16 protein-coding genes and 2 tRNA genes are annotated in these 15,965 nt (G+C 58.3%); 14 read left to right on the top strand and 4 right to left on the bottom strand.

Annotated features, from left to right (window positions below; translation table 11 throughout):
• The first annotated feature begins 48 nt into the window (after positions 1-48).
• The 8 genes from QDI87_RS06425 (at position 49) to QDI87_RS06390 (ending at position 7,883) form a co-directional block, all read left to right on the top strand.
• Positions 49-936 (top strand): branched-chain amino acid ABC transporter permease, encoded by an 888-nt coding sequence (locus QDI87_RS06425; protein ID WP_036374336.1) that lies wholly within the window; start codon positions 49-51, stop codon positions 934-936.
• 12 nt (positions 937-948) lie between these two features.
• Positions 949-1,905 (top strand): branched-chain amino acid ABC transporter permease, encoded by a 957-nt coding sequence (locus QDI87_RS06420; protein ID WP_036374334.1) that lies wholly within the window; start codon positions 949-951, stop codon positions 1,903-1,905.
• Positions 1,898-2,662, top strand: coding sequence for an ABC transporter ATP-binding protein (locus QDI87_RS06415; RefSeq protein WP_036374332.1), 765 nt, complete (start codon positions 1,898-1,900; stop codon positions 2,660-2,662). Before QDI87_RS06420 ends, QDI87_RS06415 begins: the two co-directional genes overlap by 8 nt.
• A gap of 45 nt (positions 2,663-2,707) precedes the next feature.
• Positions 2,708-3,412: an ABC transporter ATP-binding protein gene (locus QDI87_RS06410; protein ID WP_081828385.1), complete on the top strand. Its 705-nt coding sequence runs from the start codon at positions 2,708-2,710 to the stop codon at positions 3,410-3,412.
• Between the two features lie 99 nt (positions 3,413-3,511).
• Complete coding sequence (locus tag QDI87_RS06405; RefSeq protein ID WP_036374329.1) at positions 3,512-4,156, top strand: CBS domain-containing protein; 645 nt, start codon at positions 3,512-3,514, stop codon at positions 4,154-4,156.
• A 193-nt stretch (positions 4,157-4,349) separates the two neighbouring features.
• Positions 4,350-5,312, top strand: a complete 963-nt coding sequence (locus QDI87_RS06400) for a TAXI family TRAP transporter solute-binding subunit (protein ID WP_036374327.1) — start codon at positions 4,350-4,352, stop codon at positions 5,310-5,312.
• A 103-nt stretch (positions 5,313-5,415) separates the two neighbouring features.
• Positions 5,416-5,901, top strand: a complete 486-nt coding sequence (locus tag QDI87_RS06395; protein WP_302997116.1) for a DUF1850 domain-containing protein — start codon at positions 5,416-5,418, stop codon at positions 5,899-5,901.
• Positions 5,902-5,945: 44 nt separating this feature from the next.
• Positions 5,946-7,883, top strand: a complete 1,938-nt coding sequence (locus QDI87_RS06390) for a TRAP transporter permease (protein WP_404810288.1) — start codon at positions 5,946-5,948, stop codon at positions 7,881-7,883.
• Between the two features lie 88 nt (positions 7,884-7,971).
• On the opposite strand, the gene QDI87_RS06385 is transcribed toward QDI87_RS06390, so the two are convergent.
• Complete coding sequence (locus QDI87_RS06385; protein WP_036374322.1) at positions 7,972-8,412, bottom strand: Fur family transcriptional regulator; 441 nt, start codon at positions 8,410-8,412, stop codon at positions 7,972-7,974.
• Positions 8,413-8,654: 242 nt separating this feature from the next.
• On the opposite strand from QDI87_RS06385, the gene QDI87_RS06380 reads away from it, so the two are divergent.
• Positions 8,655-8,743, top strand: a tRNA-Ser gene (locus tag QDI87_RS06380).
• 105 nt (positions 8,744-8,848) lie between these two features.
• Here QDI87_RS06380 and rpmF read toward each other — a convergent pair.
• Positions 8,849-9,028, bottom strand: a complete 180-nt coding sequence (rpmF, locus tag QDI87_RS06375; protein WP_036374320.1) for a 50S ribosomal protein L32 — start codon at positions 9,026-9,028, stop codon at positions 8,849-8,851.
• A 317-nt stretch (positions 9,029-9,345) separates the two neighbouring features.
• On the opposite strand from rpmF, the gene QDI87_RS06370 reads away from it, so the two are divergent.
• The gene (locus tag QDI87_RS06370) at positions 9,346-10,605 is read left to right on the top strand and encodes a DAK2 domain-containing protein (RefSeq protein ID WP_036374536.1); all 1,260 of its coding nucleotides are present in this window, start codon (positions 9,346-9,348) and stop codon (positions 10,603-10,605) included.
• Between the two features lie 84 nt (positions 10,606-10,689).
• Here QDI87_RS06370 and QDI87_RS06365 read toward each other — a convergent pair whose 3' ends face one another.
• Positions 10,690-13,353, bottom strand: coding sequence for an EAL domain-containing protein (locus tag QDI87_RS06365; RefSeq protein ID WP_278742551.1), 2,664 nt, complete (start codon positions 13,351-13,353; stop codon positions 10,690-10,692).
• Positions 13,354-13,474: 121 nt separating this feature from the next.
• Complete coding sequence (locus QDI87_RS06360) at positions 13,475-14,074, bottom strand: hypothetical protein (RefSeq protein WP_278742547.1); 600 nt, start codon at positions 14,072-14,074, stop codon at positions 13,475-13,477.
• A gap of 186 nt (positions 14,075-14,260) precedes the next feature.
• Here QDI87_RS06360 and QDI87_RS06355 point away from each other — a divergent pair, with 186 nt between their 5' ends.
• The 4 genes from QDI87_RS06355 (at position 14,261) to QDI87_RS06340 (ending at position 15,891) form a co-directional block, all read left to right on the top strand.
• Complete coding sequence (locus QDI87_RS06355) at positions 14,261-14,506, top strand: hypothetical protein (protein ID WP_278742545.1); 246 nt, start codon at positions 14,261-14,263, stop codon at positions 14,504-14,506.
• Positions 14,507-14,590: 84 nt separating this feature from the next.
• Positions 14,591-14,794: a protein kinase gene (locus tag QDI87_RS06350; RefSeq protein WP_036374308.1), complete on the top strand. Its 204-nt coding sequence runs from the start codon at positions 14,591-14,593 to the stop codon at positions 14,792-14,794.
• 195 nt (positions 14,795-14,989) lie between these two features.
• Positions 14,990-15,763, top strand: a complete 774-nt coding sequence (gene budA / locus QDI87_RS06345) for an acetolactate decarboxylase (protein WP_051652137.1) — start codon at positions 14,990-14,992, stop codon at positions 15,761-15,763.
• Between the two features lie 51 nt (positions 15,764-15,814).
• Positions 15,815-15,891, top strand: a tRNA-Arg gene (locus QDI87_RS06340).
• Positions 15,892-15,965: the final 74 nt, after the last annotated feature.

Raw genomic sequence — 15,965 nt, 5'->3', positions numbered from 1 at the left:
GAAGGGGCCGCAGGGATGCGGCCTCTTACTATATGGAAGGAGCTCTCTATGGAAGTCTGGCATCAAGTCTTGCAGCAGCTCATCAATGGCATCTCGCTCGGCAGTATCTACGCACTGATCGCGCTAGGCTATACGATGATCTACGGCATCATCAAGCTCATCAACTTCGCCCATGGCGATATCTACATGGTGGGCGCATACATCGGTTTCTTCGCCATCACGCAGGCACACCTGTCTGTCGTGCCGGCACTGCTCATCTCGCTCGTCGTCACAGGATTCTTGGGCATGCTCGTCGAGCGTCTCGCCTACAAGCCGCTGCGCCATGCGCCGCGCATCTCGGTGCTCATCACGGCCATCGGCGTCTCGTTCTTCCTCGAGTACACGACGATGTACTTCGTCTCGCCGACGCCGCGCACGTTCCCGGCGATGTTCGGTGACGTGGCCGTCACGGTCGGCGGCATCGTCATCAACGGCCAGCAGATGCTGATCCTCGGCATCACGGCCGTGCTCATGGTCATCCTGACGTATATCGTCCAGAAGACGAAGACGGGCAAGGCGATGCGCGCTGCCTCCTTTGACACGGAGACGGCGGAACTCATGGGCATCAATTCGGACCGCATCATCTCGATCACGTTCGGCATCGGCTCGGCACTCGCCGCTGTCGCCGGTGTGCTCGTCGGCATCTACTACAACTCGATCGATCCGCTCATGGGCATCATGCCGGGCCTCAAGGCCTTCGTCGCAGCCGTCCTCGGCGGCATCGGCATCCTGCCGGGCGCTGTGGTCGGCGGCCTGATCCTCGGCGTCGTCGAGGCGCTCGTCTCGGGCTTCATCTCGTCGACGTTCCGCGATGCGGCTGCCTTTGCCATCTTGATCCTCGTGTTGCTCGTGCGGCCGGCCGGTATCTTTGGCAAGAACACGAAGGAAAAGGTCTAAGGAGGGGAGCATATGAAATACTTACGCAAGAATGACTGCATCATGCTCGCCTTCTCGGTTGTCCTGTTTGCAGTCCTGCAGGTCCTGATCACGGAGCGCGTCCTGAGTTCCTTCTGGCAGCTCAACCTCCTAATCATCGGCATCAACATCATCCTGGCCGCGAGCCTCAACCTCATCAATGGCTACACGGGCCAGTTCTCGCTCGGCCATGCCGGGTTCATGGCAGTCGGCGCCTATGTCGGCGTCGTGCTGACGGCCAACTTCCACATGCCGTTCGCCGTCGCGCTGATTGCGGGCGGCATCGCGGCCGGTTTTTTGGGCTTCCTCGTCGGCATCCCGACGCTGCGCCTGCGCGGCGACTACCTCGCCATCGCGACGCTGGGCCTCGGCGAGATCATCCGCATCGTCATCATGAACATCCAGTACGTCGGCGGTGCAGCTGGCTTCAAGGGCATCCCGCATCACACGACATTTGCCTGGGTCTTCTTCATCATGCTGTTCACGCTGTTCTTCATCAAGAACTTTGTCAATTCGAATCATGGCCGCGCCTGCCTGGCCATCCGCGAGAATGAGATCGCGGCGGAGTCCATGGGCGTCAACACGACGAAGTACAAAGTCATGGCCTTCACGATTGGCGCAGCGTTTGCCGGTGTGGCAGGCGGCCTCTTCGCGCACTGCTTCTACCTCATCAGCCCGGCGTCCTTCACCTTCATGCAGACGTTCAACTACCTGATCATGGTCGTCATGGGCGGCCTCGGCTCGATCACGGGCTCGATTGCCGGCGCCTTCGTCGTCACCTTCATCTCGGCCGCGCTCGCAAGCTGGCCGGAGTTCCGCATGATCATCTACGCCATCGCGCTGATCCTCTTGATGTTCTACCGTCCGCAGGGCCTCTTCGGCTACATGGAGATCACGAATATGGGCATTTTCCGCCGCATTTTCAAGAAAGGGGAGACGCCTCATGAGTGAGCTTTTACGCACCGAGAATGTCTCGGAGGTATTCGGCGGCCTCAAGGCCGTCACGGATTTTAACATCCATCTGGACCGCGGGGAACTCGTCGGTCTCATCGGCCCGAACGGTGCCGGCAAGACGACGGCCTTCAACATGCTGACGGGCGTCTATCAGCCGACGACGGGCACGATCACGTTTGAGGGCGAGAGCATCGTCGGCCTCAAGCCGTACCAGGTCACGCAGCGCGGCATCGCGCGCACGTTCCAGAACATCCGCCTGTTCTCAGAGCTCACGGTCCTCGAGAACGTCAAGATCGCCTTCCACTACCATGTCAAGTACGGCATCTTGGAGTCCGTCTTCCGCATCGGCCGTTACTTCAAGGAAGAGGAGGCCATCGAGAAAGAGGCGCACAGTCTCTTGAAGATCTTCCACCTCGATGACAAGGCGGATGAGGTGGCCAAGAACCTGCCGTACGGCGCACAGCGCCGTCTGGAGATCGCGCGAGCCCTCGCGGCGAAGCCGAAGCTCCTGCTGCTCGACGAGCCGGCTGCCGGCATGAACCCGCAGGAGACGAAGGAGCTCATGGACATGATCCGCTGGATCCGGCAGGAGTTCGGCCTGACAATCCTCCTGATCGAGCACGACATGAGCCTCGTCATGGGCATCTGCGAGCGCATCTACGTGCTGGAATACGGTGAGATCATCGCGCAAGGAACGCCGGACGAGATCAAGAAGAACCCGGAGGTCATCCGGGCATATCTCGGCGGCGAATGATCAGAATCAGATGTATGGAAAGCAGGTATGTATATGGCAGAACCCATGCTGAAAATCGATAATATAGACGTCTACTACGGCGCCATCCATGCGCTCAAGGGCATCAGCCTCGAAGTCAATGAAGGCGAGATCGTCACGCTCATCGGTGCCAACGGTGCCGGCAAGTCGACGACGCTGCGCACGATCTCAGGCCTCCTGAAGCCAAAGACGGGCAGCATCACCTTCCTGGGGCAGAGCATCGCCGGTGTCCGCGCCCATGAGATCGTCAAGAAGGGCATCTCGCAGGTGCCGGAAGGCCGCCGCGTCTTCGCGGAGATGACGGTCATGGAGAACCTCGACCTCGGCGCCTTCGTGCGCAAGGACAAGGCTGGCATCCAGCAGGACCTCAAACACGTCTTTGAGCTCTTCCCGCGCCTCGAGGAGCGCAAGAACCAGTCGGCCGGCACGCTCTCTGGCGGCGAACAGCAGATGCTCGCCATGGGCCGTGCCCTCATGAGTCGTCCGAAGCTCCTGCTGCTCGACGAGCCCTCGATGGGCCTCGCGCCGCTGCTCATCAAGGAGATCTTCAACATCATCGTCGACATCAACAAGAGCGGCACGACGGTCTTGCTCGTCGAGCAGAACGCCAACATGGCGCTCTCCATCGCAAATCGCGCCTATGTCCTCGAGACGGGGCGCATCACGCTCTCCGGCAAGGCACAGGATCTCGCGGCCAGCGAGGATGTCCGCAAGGCATACCTTGGCGGCTGAGACGCTTTATCCCTTGTATTTGCCTTCGCTGCATAGCAGGAACTCAAAGCTCTGCGGCGAATGTATCCTTATCAAGAAAATTGCAGAGGGGGATTCTGAATGTTTGTAGCAAATCGCATGGCCAAGAACCCAGTGACCGTCACGCCGGACACACCGGTCGATGAGGCGGCCTCCGCCATGAAGAAGGGCCATTTTCGCCGCTTGCCGGTCGTCGAGAACGGCAAGCTCGTCGGGTTCCTGTCCGACAAGGACATCATGCGCGTGGCACCGTCGCCCGCGACGACGCTCTCGCGCTACGAGGCGCGCTCATTGCTCGCCAAGCTCAAGATCAGGGACATCATGAGCAAGGAGGTCATCTCCGTCAATGAGGATGCGACGATCGAGGAAGCGGCGCTCATCATGTACAACAACAAGATCGGCGGCTTGCCGGTCGTCTCGAGCGTCGGCGCCGTCGTCGGCGTCATCACGGAGACGGATATCTTCAAGACGTTCGTCGATGTCATGGGCCTGCAGGAGGGTAAGACGCGCCTGACACTGCTCGTCGACAACAAGGTCGGCGTCGTCTACGATATCGCCGGCATCTTCACGGAGTGCGGTCTGTCCATCGACAGCCTCGTGACCTGCCGTCAGCCTTACGGCAAGTACGAGATCGTCGTGCGTGGCAACATCCCGAACGTCGATGAGATCTCCGAGAAGATCAAGGCAAAGGGTTACGAGATCATCCACACGGCCCGCATCGGCTGAACTTCGATACGATAGATATGACTCAACGAAGAGTCTTCCCACAAGAAGGGAAGACTCTTTTTGTTTCTTGTATACACATATACATTACAGATTTTTAGATAAATGACGAATTTTGTCTTGTCAGTGTATATGTACCATGTTATAATTTTATACATGATATGATTTGTTTTGCATAAAGTGGGAGGCGTTCAATATGAAGTTTCATTCCTTGACCAAAATGCTGACCGTGGGACTCATAGCGGTTATGACAGCAGCGCTCCTGGCCGGCTGTGGTAGTGAGAGCAGCCAGAAGAAATTCCTCAACATCGCGACGGGCGGCACGGCCGGTACGTATTATCCGATCGGCGGTGCGATGGCGGAGATCCTCAACAAGGAAATCCCGGGCATGAATGCGAGTGCACAGTCGACTGGTGCGACGGTCGCGAACATCAACATGCTCAAGGACAATTCCGTCGACCTGGCCATCGTCCAGAACGATATCACCTACTATGCCGTCAATGGAACGGAGATGTTCCAGGACAAGAAGGTCGACAACATCCGCGGCATCGCTTCGCTCTATCCGGAGACGTGCCAGTTCGTCACGCTCGACAAGTCGGGCATCAAGAGCATCAAGGAGCTCAAGGGCAAGCGCGTAGCCGTCGGTGCAGCCGGATCCGGTGCTGAGGCGAATGCCCGCCAGATCCTCGAGGCCTACGGCATCACCTACAACGACATCGATGTCCAGTACCTGTCCTTCGCAGAAGGCGCCAGCGCCCTCAAGGATGGCAACGTCGATGCAGCCTTCCTGACGGCCGGTTATCCGACCTCGTCCGTACAGGATATCGCATCTCAGAACAAGGTACGCCTGCTGCCAATCGATGCCGACAAGGCTGAGGCCCTGATCGCGAAGTATCCGTTCTACACGAAGACGACGATCCCGGCTGGCACGTATGCTGGCTTCGACGAGGACGTCCCGACTATCTCCGTCATGGCCATGCTTGTCGCGACGGACAAGGTAGACGACAAGATGGGCTACGACATCGCGAAGGCCATCTTCACGAACCTCGACCGCCTGCAGGCCGCTCATTCCGTCGGCAAGCTCATCACGAAGGACACGGCCCTCAAGGGCATGTCTCTGCCGATGAACGCCGGTGCTGAGAAGTTCTTCAAAGAGTAATCGAGTAAAAGCGTAATATAATATAAGGAAAGGCCTCTTTCGTCAGCTCATGCATGTGCGGTGTGCGATGGAGGAGGCCTTTTTGATTTTGTCTGGTGGTCTTATGCGTCGTTATCCAATCTGTCTGTGGCTGACCGTGCTCGGCTCAATCATCGCTGTGCTCTCCGTATTCCTGACGCCGTGCTTCGTCGTGCGGGCGCAGGGGGAGCGTGTGGTGATGGTCGAGGCGAGGGCGGGACTGCCCTTTTCCATCCACTTCATCCATTCGGTGCAGAAAACACCGGTGCTCGAGAATCTCGAGATCGACGATGAGAAGGATGGCTTCAATTTGCTCTCGACGAAGTACCAGTCCTTCGGCGTAGGGCTGCCGTTCCTCGCGGAGGAAGGAGACTTCCGCGAGGAAGGGGATTATTACATCTTCGATCACATGGACCGTCACTTCCGGACGCTCTCCCTGCGGACGGGGGTGGGCACGAAGCTCACGCTGACGGTCAATGGGCGGGAGTACCGCCTCTATGAGCGATATGCGCCCGGCACGCGCATCGATCTCTCCATTGTGCCATTTTACCGGGCTCTGCTCGGCTGCTGAATACTTTTCCTTCCCGAGAATAGGGAAGCAGAGAAGCAGAAAGGATGTTTTTTATGACTGAAAAGCTGGATCCAAAATCCGCAGATGACATCTTAAAGAAATACGACAAAGAATCCGACACGATGATGTACAAGGGCGTCATGGCGAAAATCGTCTCCGCCATTGCCATCACGTTCTCCGTCTTCCAGCTCTACACGGCGACGTTCGGCGTGCTCGACGCGCAACTGCAGCGAGCCGTCCATCTGGGCTTCGGCCTGGCGCTCGTCTACCTGCTGTACCCGACGCGCAAGTCGTGGTCGCGCTACAAGGTGCATCCCTTCGATGTGCTGCTCGCCGTTCTCGGCGCTGCGACGCCTGCCTACATCGTGATGGAGTATCAGCATCTCGTGCTGCGCTCGGGCACTGTCTCGGGCATTGACCTCGTCGTCGGCCTGCTGGGCATCCTGCTCGTCATCGAGGCGACGCGCCGCATCGTCGGCCTGCCGATGGTCTGCGTCGTGCTGGCCTTCCTGATCTACGCCTTTGCCGGTCCCTACATGCCGGGCGTCCTCGCGCACCGCGGGCTGACGATCGAGCAGCTCGTCGGCCACCTCTACTTCACGACAGAGGGCATCTTCGGCATCCCGCTCGGCGTCTCGTCGACGTTCATCTTCCTGTTCATCCTGTTCGGCGCTTACCTGGAGTCGACGGGCCTCGGCAAGTTCTTCATCGACCTCGCCAATGCTATCGCCGGCTGGGCCAGCGGCGGCCCGGCGAAAGTCGCCGTGCTGTCGTCCGGCCTCATGGGCACAGTTTCCGGCAGCTCCGTCGCCAACGTCGTCGGCACGGGTTCCCTGACCATCCCGATGATGAAGAAACTCGGCTACCACAAGGATTTCGCCGGAGCCGTTGAGGCGGCTGCCTCGACGGGCGGCCAGCTCATGCCGCCGGTCATGGGCGCTGCGGCCTTCCTCATGGCTGAGTTCGTCGGCGTTCCCTACATCGATATCGTCAAGGCGGCCATCGTGCCGGCCTTCCTCTACTTCGCGGGCATCTGGCTCGGCGTCCACTTCGAGGCGAAGCGCGGCAACCTCAAGGGCATCCCGCGCAGCCAGCTGCCGAAGATCGGCACGATCCTCCGTGAGCGCGGCCATCTGGCCTTGCCGCTCATCGTCATCGTCTACCTGCTCGTCTCTGGCTACACGCCGATGCGCGCAGCGCTCGTCGCCATTGTGCTGTCCATCCTCTGCTCGGCCCTGCGCAAGTCGACGCGCATGAAGCCAATCGAGATCGTCCGCGGCCTCGACCGCGGCGCGCGCAACGTGCTCTCGGTCCTCGTCGCCTGCGCCTCGGCCGGCATCATCATCGGCGTCGTGACGAAGACGGGTGTCGGACTCAAGCTGGCCTCTGGACTCCTGGACCTCTCGGGCGGCCTGCTGCTGCCGACGATGTTCTTCACGATGATCACGGCCATCATTCTCGGCATGGGCGTGCCGACGACGGCCAACTACGTCATCACCTCGACAATCGCCGCTCCGGCGCTCGTGCAGATGGGCGTGCCGGTGCTCTGTGCGCACATGTTCGTCTTCTACTTCGGCATCATCGCCGACGTCACGCCGCCTGTCGCGCTGGCGGCCTTCGCAGGGTCAGGCATCTCTGGCGGCAATCCCCTGAGGACAGGCATCAACGCCTCGAAGCTTGCCATAGCGGCCTTCATCATCCCGTACATGTTCGTCCTGTCGCCGGTGCTGCTGATGATTGAGGGCACGGCCCTTGACCTGCTGCTGACGACATTGACGGCCCTCATCGGCATGGTTGCGCTCTCGTCGGCCCTCATCGGCTACCTGGCCGATGACTGCAGCACGGTGGAGCGCCTCGTGCTCATCGCGGGTGGCCTCATGATGATCAAGCCAGGCTTCCTGACGGACATCGCAGGCTTTGCGCTGTTCGTCGTCATCCTGCTCCTGCAGCTCAAGCGCCGCAAGAGCACTGTGCAGGCCTGAATTGCTTTCTCTTTCAAATCCCATATATGCATCAAAAAAGCTGACACCATGTGTCAGCTTTTTTGATGAAGGGAAGAGGTATTGGTTGTCAGTGGACGGCATGGGCTTTCTTTTCCTGGCATTCCGGGCAGACGCCGAAGAAGTAGAGCTGGTGGTCGGAGAGCGCATAGCCCGTCTCGTCCTTGACCTGCTCGTAGACGCCTTCGGTGTTGAGTGCCGGGACGTCGTCGACGCGGCCGCAGCACGTGCAGCGGATATGCGGGTGGTGGCTCGTGTCGGCATCGTAGCGGAAGGCTTCCTCGCCGACGTTGAGTTCCTGTGCGAGCCCGAGGTCGCAGAGGATGGCGAGCGCTTTGTAGACGGTGGCCAGGCTCATCGTCGGGTAGAGCGGCTGCAGTTCTTTGTAGATCGTATCGGCATTGGGGTGTGCTTTCGTGTGGGAAAGCATGTTGTAGACGGCAAGGCGCTGCGGCGTTACCTTGAAACCGGCTTCGCGCAGACGACTGGTCAATTCAGCAGAAGTCAGCATATCATCACCTATCTCTTTCTATTCCTGTCCCGTCAAGCTGTTTTTAGGGTACAGTAATGGATAATAAATATTTGTAAGATTATTCTACCTGTTATTTAGTGTTTTGTCAACGAGTAATCGTTATTCTTTATGGATGATTCCAGAAAAGAGTTGAGAGCGACTGCCATTTGAAAAAAGTGCTTTACATTTGCGGGAATGTGTGATATCATACTTTATGTTCTTCAACGAACGTAGAAGAACACGGAGAGGTGTCCGAGTGGTCGAAGGTGCTTGACTCGAAATCAAGTGTGGTTAATAGCCACCGTGGGTTCGAATCCCACCCTCTCTGCCATTTGCAAATCAGCCCTTGCAGTCTGCAAGGGCTTTTTCGTTGCCCGCATCAGGGCATAAAAAGAACCAGACCGTCCATAGGGATGATCTGGTTCTTTTTGCTGCCTTATTCTGCTGCCTTGACGACTTCCTTGCCATCGTAGTAACCGCATTCCGGGCAAACGTGATGCGGCATCTTCGGCTCGTGGCACTGCGGGCAGGCAACGTAGCCGGGAGCCGTGAGCTTCCAGTTGGCGCGGCGCTGGTCGCGGCGGGCCTTGGAAGTCTTGCGCTTTGGTACTGCCATTTGATTTTCACCTCCGAGGTATGTGTTCCTTCAGTGAAATCCATGCAATGGGTTGATGCTGGATGGATTCATTTCACGTGAATTATGTGATTTTGACACATATATCTATGATAGCTGTTTTTCTCTCTGATGGCAAGAGAAATTTTCGCTTTCGGTGATTTTTTCTTTCGGCAGGTGAGTTTTCCGTCTTTTTTTGAAAGATATCGGATATTTTCGTGAAAATAGAGGTGTTTTCTTTCTCGCCGCGAATTATAATAGAAAGTAGCATTCCTGTTTTGGCAAGGCCAAGGCAGCAAAAAGAAACGGGTGTGATGAACATGACAGGAAATAGAGAGGTAATCACGGGCAGTGACTTCAAGCGCATGGTATCGGGTGCGTACAGCGAGTTCCTGCTGGAGTATGAGGAAATCAATGCGCTCAAGGGCGCCGGGCACATGCCGGGCACGCACATCCTGCGCACGATGGGGGCGGCCGTCATGCCGCTCTCGCATACGAAGGACGACAGCATCGGCGGGCTGGCCCGCCGCATCGCGACGGCTGCTGTCTTTGGCGCGCGCGGCAGCGCGGGCGTCGTGCTCGCGCAGATGTTCCGCGGGCTCGGCAAGGGGCTCTCGGGCAAGTACAATGCGACGTCGTCGGAGTTCGGCAAAGCGTTCCAGTACGGCATCCTCTACGCGCAGCGCGCGGTGCCGGAGCAGCCGGAGCAGCCGATCATCACGGTGGCCAAGGCCGTGGCCAAGGGCGCTTACCACGCTGTGCGCGCCAACCTGCCAATCTCGGAGATCCTGCAGGCGGCCATCGAGGCGGGCAAACAGGCCTTGACGCAGATCGGACAGGAGGATGCCGGTGCGCGCATCATGTTTACATTCCTGACGGGCTGCCTCAAGGGCCTCGACGGCAATTTCGTCTCGCCGACCATCAGCCTCTCGCTCGGCCTTGAGGCCGGGCAGCCGGGCCTGCCTGATCCGCGTCAGGATCTCGTGCGCCCGTACTGCGTGCGCTTCACGGTCTGCAACACGCGCGTCGACGTGCCGGAGTTTGAGCGTCACCTGCGCGAATACTCGAGCTTTGCGCTCGTCGAGCGCCACGAGAAGGGCATCGAGGTCCACCTGCACACGGACCACGTCGGCAAGGTTGTGGAGCAGGCCATCGGCTGGGGCCCCATCAAGAACCTCCACATCACGAACATGAGCGAAGTGCACGTGCTCAATGCGCACGGCGCCCTGATGCGCGTCGCCCTGCTCGCTGTCGCCGAGAACAAGGTGCAGGCGCGCGAGCTGCAGGAGGCTGGCGTCCACATCATCGTCAGCGGAGGCGAGAGCAACTGCCCATCGGTCGGTGAGCTCGTCAATGCGGCGCACAGTGACCTCGCTTCTTCCTACGTCATGCTGTCGTGGAGCAGGGATTTCCGCCTGGCCTTCCGCCAGGCTAAGCGCCTGCTCGGCAGCCGCGTCGAGCTCGTCCTCTGCCAGGACAAGATGCAGCAGGCCAAGGCCATCAAGGCATTTGACCCGGAGAAGGATGCCGAGGAGAATAGCTGTGCCATGCGGCAGGCAGCGGGGGCCGCAGAAGACTGAATCGATCTCTGTTGGATACAAGCGAATAAAAAGACCTGGGACATCGCTGTCTCAGGTCTTTTTTTGTGTAGCCTGCTGCGCGCTTCAGATGTGCTGCTCCAAGAAGCTGCTGAATTCTGCCTCGGGCATGGGCTTGCCGTAGAGGTAGCCCTGGCCGTGATCGCAGCCGTAGCTGCGCAGCATCTCTTCCTGCTCGCGGGTCTCGATTCCCTCACAGATGACGGTCATGCCGAGTGCGTGGCCGAGGTCGATCATGCGCGCGAGGACGGCCTGCATGCGCTTGGCACCGTTCGCGGCGAGCAGCAGCGAGCGGTCGATTTTCATGACATCGAGCGGGATGGCATTGAGGATCGTGAGATCGGAGTAGCCGCTGCCGAAGTCATCGATGGACAGGCGGAAGCCCATCTCGTGCAACTCGTGCATGACGTGGAGCGCGTGCTCGCGCATCTCCGGCGTGTCGAAGTCAAAGGCTGTCTCGGTGAGTTCGAGCTCGATGTCCTCTGCGCCGTAGTACGTCTTGAGGCGCTGCATGTAGGCGAGGTAATTCTTCTCCTGCATGTGCAGGCGCGACTGGTTGACGGATACGGGCACGATGGGCAGGCCGGTGGTGCGACGCTCTTTCACCGTCTCCATGACGTGGGTCAGCATATAGAAGTCGAGCTGTGTGATGAAGCCGTTGCTCTCGAAGCGCGGGATGAACTGGCCCGGCATCAGGAAGCCGAGCTCGCGGCTGCGCCAGCGCACGAGCGCCTCGGCGCCGATGCACTTTCTCGTCGCGAGGTCGTATTTCGGCTGGTACCAGACCTCGAACTCCTTGCGGGAAAGAGCGCCCTGCTGCAGGCTCTCGATGCGGCTCTGGAACTCGGCTTTCTGCTGCATTTCCGCGTTGTAGAAGCAGATGGGATTCGCTTCGTGCAGGGCGAGGTTGGCGTGGTTCATGGCGTCGGCGACAGAGAGGCCCGGTTTGAGCGGGCAGATGCCGATGTGGAACGCGATGTGTACGACCAGATGGCCGATGCTGATGTATTCATTCAGATGCATCAGGTGTGTAAGGGCTGTCGTGAGCTGCGTCCTGTCGTCGAACGCGTCCATGTGAAGCAGGAAGAAGACTCTGCCGGTGCTCGTGTGCACGGCAGGCAGCTTAGCCCATTCTGTCTTCTGAAGCGTCGCCTCCATGCGGCGCAACAGTTCCACGATGACATCCTGCCCGTACGTCTCGACGAGGATGTCGCGGCGGCTGATGCCGATCTCGACGATGGCGAAATGGCCCTGAGCTTCGTGTCCTTTGAGGTATTTGCTGGCTTCGTACTTGAACCAGTTCCGGTTGTACAGTCCCGTGTAGCGGTCCGTGTCGATGATGTGCTGCATCTGCTTCAGGTGATTGCGGCGCATCCGGGACTGGCGCCAGGTCAGCAGCAGCAGGACGAAGAACAGGAGCAGCAGGCCTGTGATGAAGTACTGCGGGTAAGCGTAGAAGAGTGACTGGAGGCTCCGGCGCTTGTCGAGGCCCTGATCGTAGAAGGACGCGTAGTCGAAAATGCCGGTTGGCCCGATGAAGCGAATCTCCTTGTCGAGGATGGTCAGCAGTTCTGGCTCCATCTGATCGGAGATGCCGATGGCGATGTCCTGCGAGGAGGTGACGATGCCGTCCGTGATGAGCTCTGGGAAATCCCCCTGCCAGATGTTGTACTGCGCGGATTCCTGCCGCAGGAAGGCGATGTCCGCCTGACCGTTGCTGACGGCGCGCAGGCATTCCTCAGCCGTGGCGTAGTGCCGGATCTGGCTCTTCTCATAGCGCTCTAAGAGGACGCGGTCCGTCAGGCGCTTTGATAGGCAGGCGATGCGCGGGCTCTTCGGCGCGCCGTTGCGCCGCGTGATGGTCGTGTAGTAGGACGTCAGGTAGACGGCAGAGAGGTCCATGTTGTGGGCGGCTGCCCAGCCGACATCCCAGTCGGCATTGAGAAGGATCTGAGCGCGGCCCTTGTCGAGGTCTTCCTGTGCGGCTGCATAATCCTGCTCGATGACGAGCGCGAGCTTGATGCCGAGATCCTTCTCGAGCCGGTCGGCGAGCTTCTTCATCGTGCCCTGCAGATTGCCCTCTTTGTCGACGTAGGCGAAGGGAGCTTCGCGCGCGACGACGACGGCTGAGATGACGGGGTGGCTCTTGAGGAAGCGCTGTTCCCTCTCAGTCAGCCGGAGCTCTGCGGAGCCGCGCTGGCCGTAGTAGAGCTGGTAGAGATGGCTGACGAAGTACGGCCGGTTGCCGATGAGCTGGTCGGCCGCGAGGTCGAGTTCCTGCATCAGCGCCTCATCATCCCGCCGCACGGCGAAATAGAGCTGGTTGACGCGGTGCGGCAGCAGCGTGCCATGGACATCTCTGTTGTCAGTGGCGCGTCCCATCATCAGGCGCGAGAAGCGCATGGTCTGCTCGCGCTGCGGCGTCTTGACGATGCCGGAGATGACATCGATCTCGCCGCGCTCCAGGCGGAATCGGCACTCCTCCCAGGTGCCCGGCACGAAGACGACCTCGCGCCCTGCATAGCTGCCGAGCGCCTGCATGAAGTCCGTCTCCATGCCGTAGAAATTGCCGGCCGCATCCTGTGTGATGTCCGTGCCGACATGGTGTATCCCCACGCGCAGGAGCGGCCTCGCCTGCACACTTGATACTGTGAACTGCAGGCTGAGGCCGCAAACGAGGAATGGGATGGAGATGAAAGATGCAAAGAAACGAAACGATCTTTTCTTCAATGTATTCGTATTCCTCCACGATTGTTCTGTTCTAGATCATTGCGCTTTGAAGAGCGCAGGGCTATTATACCATATCAATCGCGGAAAACATAGCAAGAATGTATACAATCGCTGGAAAATTTTAGCCGATGGTGCCGGGCTTGATGTTGACGGTCTCACCGCGCTTGACGGTGACCATCTGCACGAGGCAGCTGCGCGGTCCGACGTTGAAGAGCTCGAAGGCATCCCAGTTGGGCAGCTTCTTCTGGAGCTGCTGCTTGTCGTCGAGCTCCGTGAGGTTCTGCGCGGCGTCACGGCCGTAGCTGTCGAGGATGACGAGGAAGTACTGGCCCTCGGGGATGCCTTCGAACTTGTACTTGCCGGTCTTCTTATCCGTCTCCGTGTGATAGACCGGCGCATCCTTGGGAATCTTGCCGAAGCGGTACCAGTCATCGATTTCCTGCGAGCTGAGCGCATCGTAGTTGAAATCCTTGCCGATCAGCCAGATATCGGCCTGCTTGTCGTGGAACTTGTTCTTGGGGGCTGCGAGGTCCCAGCTGACGCCACCGGCCGATGCATCAGGAGAGGACGCAATCTTCATGCCGCGCTCAGAGCCGTGCGTGTAGACTGCGCCCGTGACCGTCCCGCAGGCGGCGCCAGCAGCAGATGCTGCCTGCGGCGCTGTGAATGCCAGGGCAAGTCCGATGGCCAGAGCGAGATAAGAACGCTTTATTTTCTTCATGGTAATGATTCCTCCATTGTATCGAATCCGATGATGTATCTTTCATTTATTTTACAGCAGGAAGCGCTTTCTTGGCAATCGTCTCAAGGCGGTTCTATCGAGATTCCGTTGCAGATTTACGTGCAGGAATAAAGGAAATCCGCTATAATATAAAGAGATTTTTTTCGTGGAATAGGAGGGGTTCATATGCGGGAAATCACGAAGTGGTTCAATGTCATGATCCAGTCGTGGAATACGATTTTCTTTGGCTTCCTGGCTTTCGGCGGCTTCTATCTGCTGACGAAGGGAAACTTCATCGCAGGGGCAATCCTGCTGCTCATCGGCTTCGGTGGAGCCTGGTTCTGCCTGCGGCAGGCGCAGAAATGGAATGAAGTCAAAAACGAAGATATTCCCGACATCAAGCAGAATATCTGGAAGCGGAAAAAGGAATAAAATTTTTTCTTGAGAAAATGCATATCTTTGACGTATAATAAGAAAAGGAATTTTCACTTATTTTTCGGAAGGAGAGCTTCTATTATGGCAAGAAAAGCAAATTATGAGGAAAAGATTGCAACCCTGCAGGAAAAGATTGCGAAGAAGCAGGAAGAGCTCAAAGGCCTGAAGGCTCAGCTTGAAGAAGTAAAGGCGAAGAAAGCGCAGCAGGACTACAAGGTGCTTGTCGAGTACATGGAACAGAATAACCTGACGGCAGAGGATGTCCTCGGTGCCATCAAGGGCTGATCATTGGGACCTTTGCGGCTCACAGGCGACTGTGAGCCTTTTTTGATGGAATCTTTCTCCTGTGGACGCGACGCATAGCATGTCTGTGCCAGGTTGTGCTATAATGAAAACGAATTGTAAACAATTTTACTGAATCAAAAAAAATTATATCCAATCCCGCCATTTGATTGGACTTCTGTATTGTGAGGAATCTTTATGACACAACATTCTCTGCGCCCGCGCGATGTCAGCGGCATCAAGGAAAAGCGCGAGCCCGTCTACCAGATCTCGACACTGCAATCGCTGATCCTCGGCAACTACTACGGCTGCCTCTACATCGAAGACCTGCTGAAGCACGGTGACACGGGCATCGGCACGTTTCACGCCGTTGCGGGCGAGCTCATCGTCATCGATGGTCACTGCTACCGCATCCTCGCGGACGGCTCGGTCCTTGAGGCGCAGCCGCTCGACACGACGCCTTTTGCGAGTATCGCCTACCTTGAGGAAGGCCATACGATCAAGTTCGGCGCGATGACGACGGCCGAGGCCCTGCGCGAGGCGCTCGATGACAGCATCGAGCTGCTCGGCCCGAACAGCATGTACGTCGTGCGCATCGACGGCTATTTCAACCGCGTGGCGGCGCGCACGGAGCTCTATCAGCACGAGCCCTACAAGCCGTTTGCCAAAGTGCTCGAGACGGATGAGCGCCGCTTTGCCTTCGAGAACATCGAGGGCTCGCTCGTCTGCTTCTACTTCCCGCCGTTCATGGACGGCGTCAACACGCCGGGCTGGCACTTCCACTTCATCAATGCGGCGCGCACCTTGGGCGGCCACGTCTTCGATGTCGACATGGTGCGCGGCACGGCGACGCTCAACAAGACAGACCGCTTCATCCTCGACCTGCCGAGCAATCAGGCCTTCCAGTACGCCGACCTCGCGAACGCCTCGAAGGAGGACATCCACAAGGTCGAGCAGGGCGGCGGCGACTGAGGCGGCATGTCTTGCATAATTCCGGCACCTCTGCTACAATAAAGGTACTATGCGGTTGTAGCTCAGTTGGATAGAGCGTCCGCCTCCTAAGCGGCAGGTCGTGAGTTCGACTCTCACCAATCGCACCATCCTGTCATCGATATCCCATCCTGCTCACAAGTGGGATGGGATTTTTGTATTGTAACAATCGTTACAGAAAAGG

Source organism: Mitsuokella jalaludinii (assembly GCF_928722185.1).
GTDB classification, from domain to species: domain Bacteria; phylum Bacillota; class Negativicutes; order Selenomonadales; family Selenomonadaceae; genus Mitsuokella; species Mitsuokella jalaludinii.
The sequence above is the reverse complement of the archived record's forward strand: the minus strand, read 5'-3'. Positions and strand labels throughout refer to the sequence as shown.

Coding starts and splice junctions, on each gene's coding strand:
- QDI87_RS06370 (WP_036374536.1), top strand. CDS start 9,346: ATGACAGGAAATAGAGAGGTAATCACGGGCAGTGACTTCAAGCGCATG.
- QDI87_RS06390 (WP_404810288.1), top strand. CDS start 5,946: ATGTTTTTTATGACTGAAAAGCTGGATCCAAAATCCGCAGATGACATC.
- QDI87_RS06350 (WP_036374308.1), top strand. CDS start 14,591: ATGGCAAGAAAAGCAAATTATGAGGAAAAGATTGCAACCCTGCAGGAA.
- rpmF (WP_036374320.1), bottom strand. CDS start 9,028: ATGGCAGTACCAAAGCGCAAGACTTCCAAGGCCCGCCGCGACCAGCGC.
- QDI87_RS06400 (WP_036374327.1), top strand. CDS start 4,350: ATGAAGTTTCATTCCTTGACCAAAATGCTGACCGTGGGACTCATAGCG.
- QDI87_RS06425 (WP_036374336.1), top strand. CDS start 49: ATGGAAGTCTGGCATCAAGTCTTGCAGCAGCTCATCAATGGCATCTCG.
- QDI87_RS06410 (WP_081828385.1), top strand. CDS start 2,708: ATGCTGAAAATCGATAATATAGACGTCTACTACGGCGCCATCCATGCG.
- QDI87_RS06405 (WP_036374329.1), top strand. CDS start 3,512: ATGTTTGTAGCAAATCGCATGGCCAAGAACCCAGTGACCGTCACGCCG.
- QDI87_RS06360 (WP_278742547.1), bottom strand. CDS start 14,074: ATGAAGAAAATAAAGCGTTCTTATCTCGCTCTGGCCATCGGACTTGCC.
- QDI87_RS06355 (WP_278742545.1), top strand. CDS start 14,261: ATGCGGGAAATCACGAAGTGGTTCAATGTCATGATCCAGTCGTGGAAT.
- budA (WP_051652137.1), top strand. CDS start 14,990: ATGACACAACATTCTCTGCGCCCGCGCGATGTCAGCGGCATCAAGGAA.
- QDI87_RS06395 (WP_302997116.1), top strand. CDS start 5,416: ATGCGTCGTTATCCAATCTGTCTGTGGCTGACCGTGCTCGGCTCAATC.
- QDI87_RS06385 (WP_036374322.1), bottom strand. CDS start 8,412: ATGCTGACTTCTGCTGAATTGACCAGTCGTCTGCGCGAAGCCGGTTTC.
- QDI87_RS06420 (WP_036374334.1), top strand. CDS start 949: ATGAAATACTTACGCAAGAATGACTGCATCATGCTCGCCTTCTCGGTT.
- QDI87_RS06415 (WP_036374332.1), top strand. CDS start 1,898: ATGAGTGAGCTTTTACGCACCGAGAATGTCTCGGAGGTATTCGGCGGC.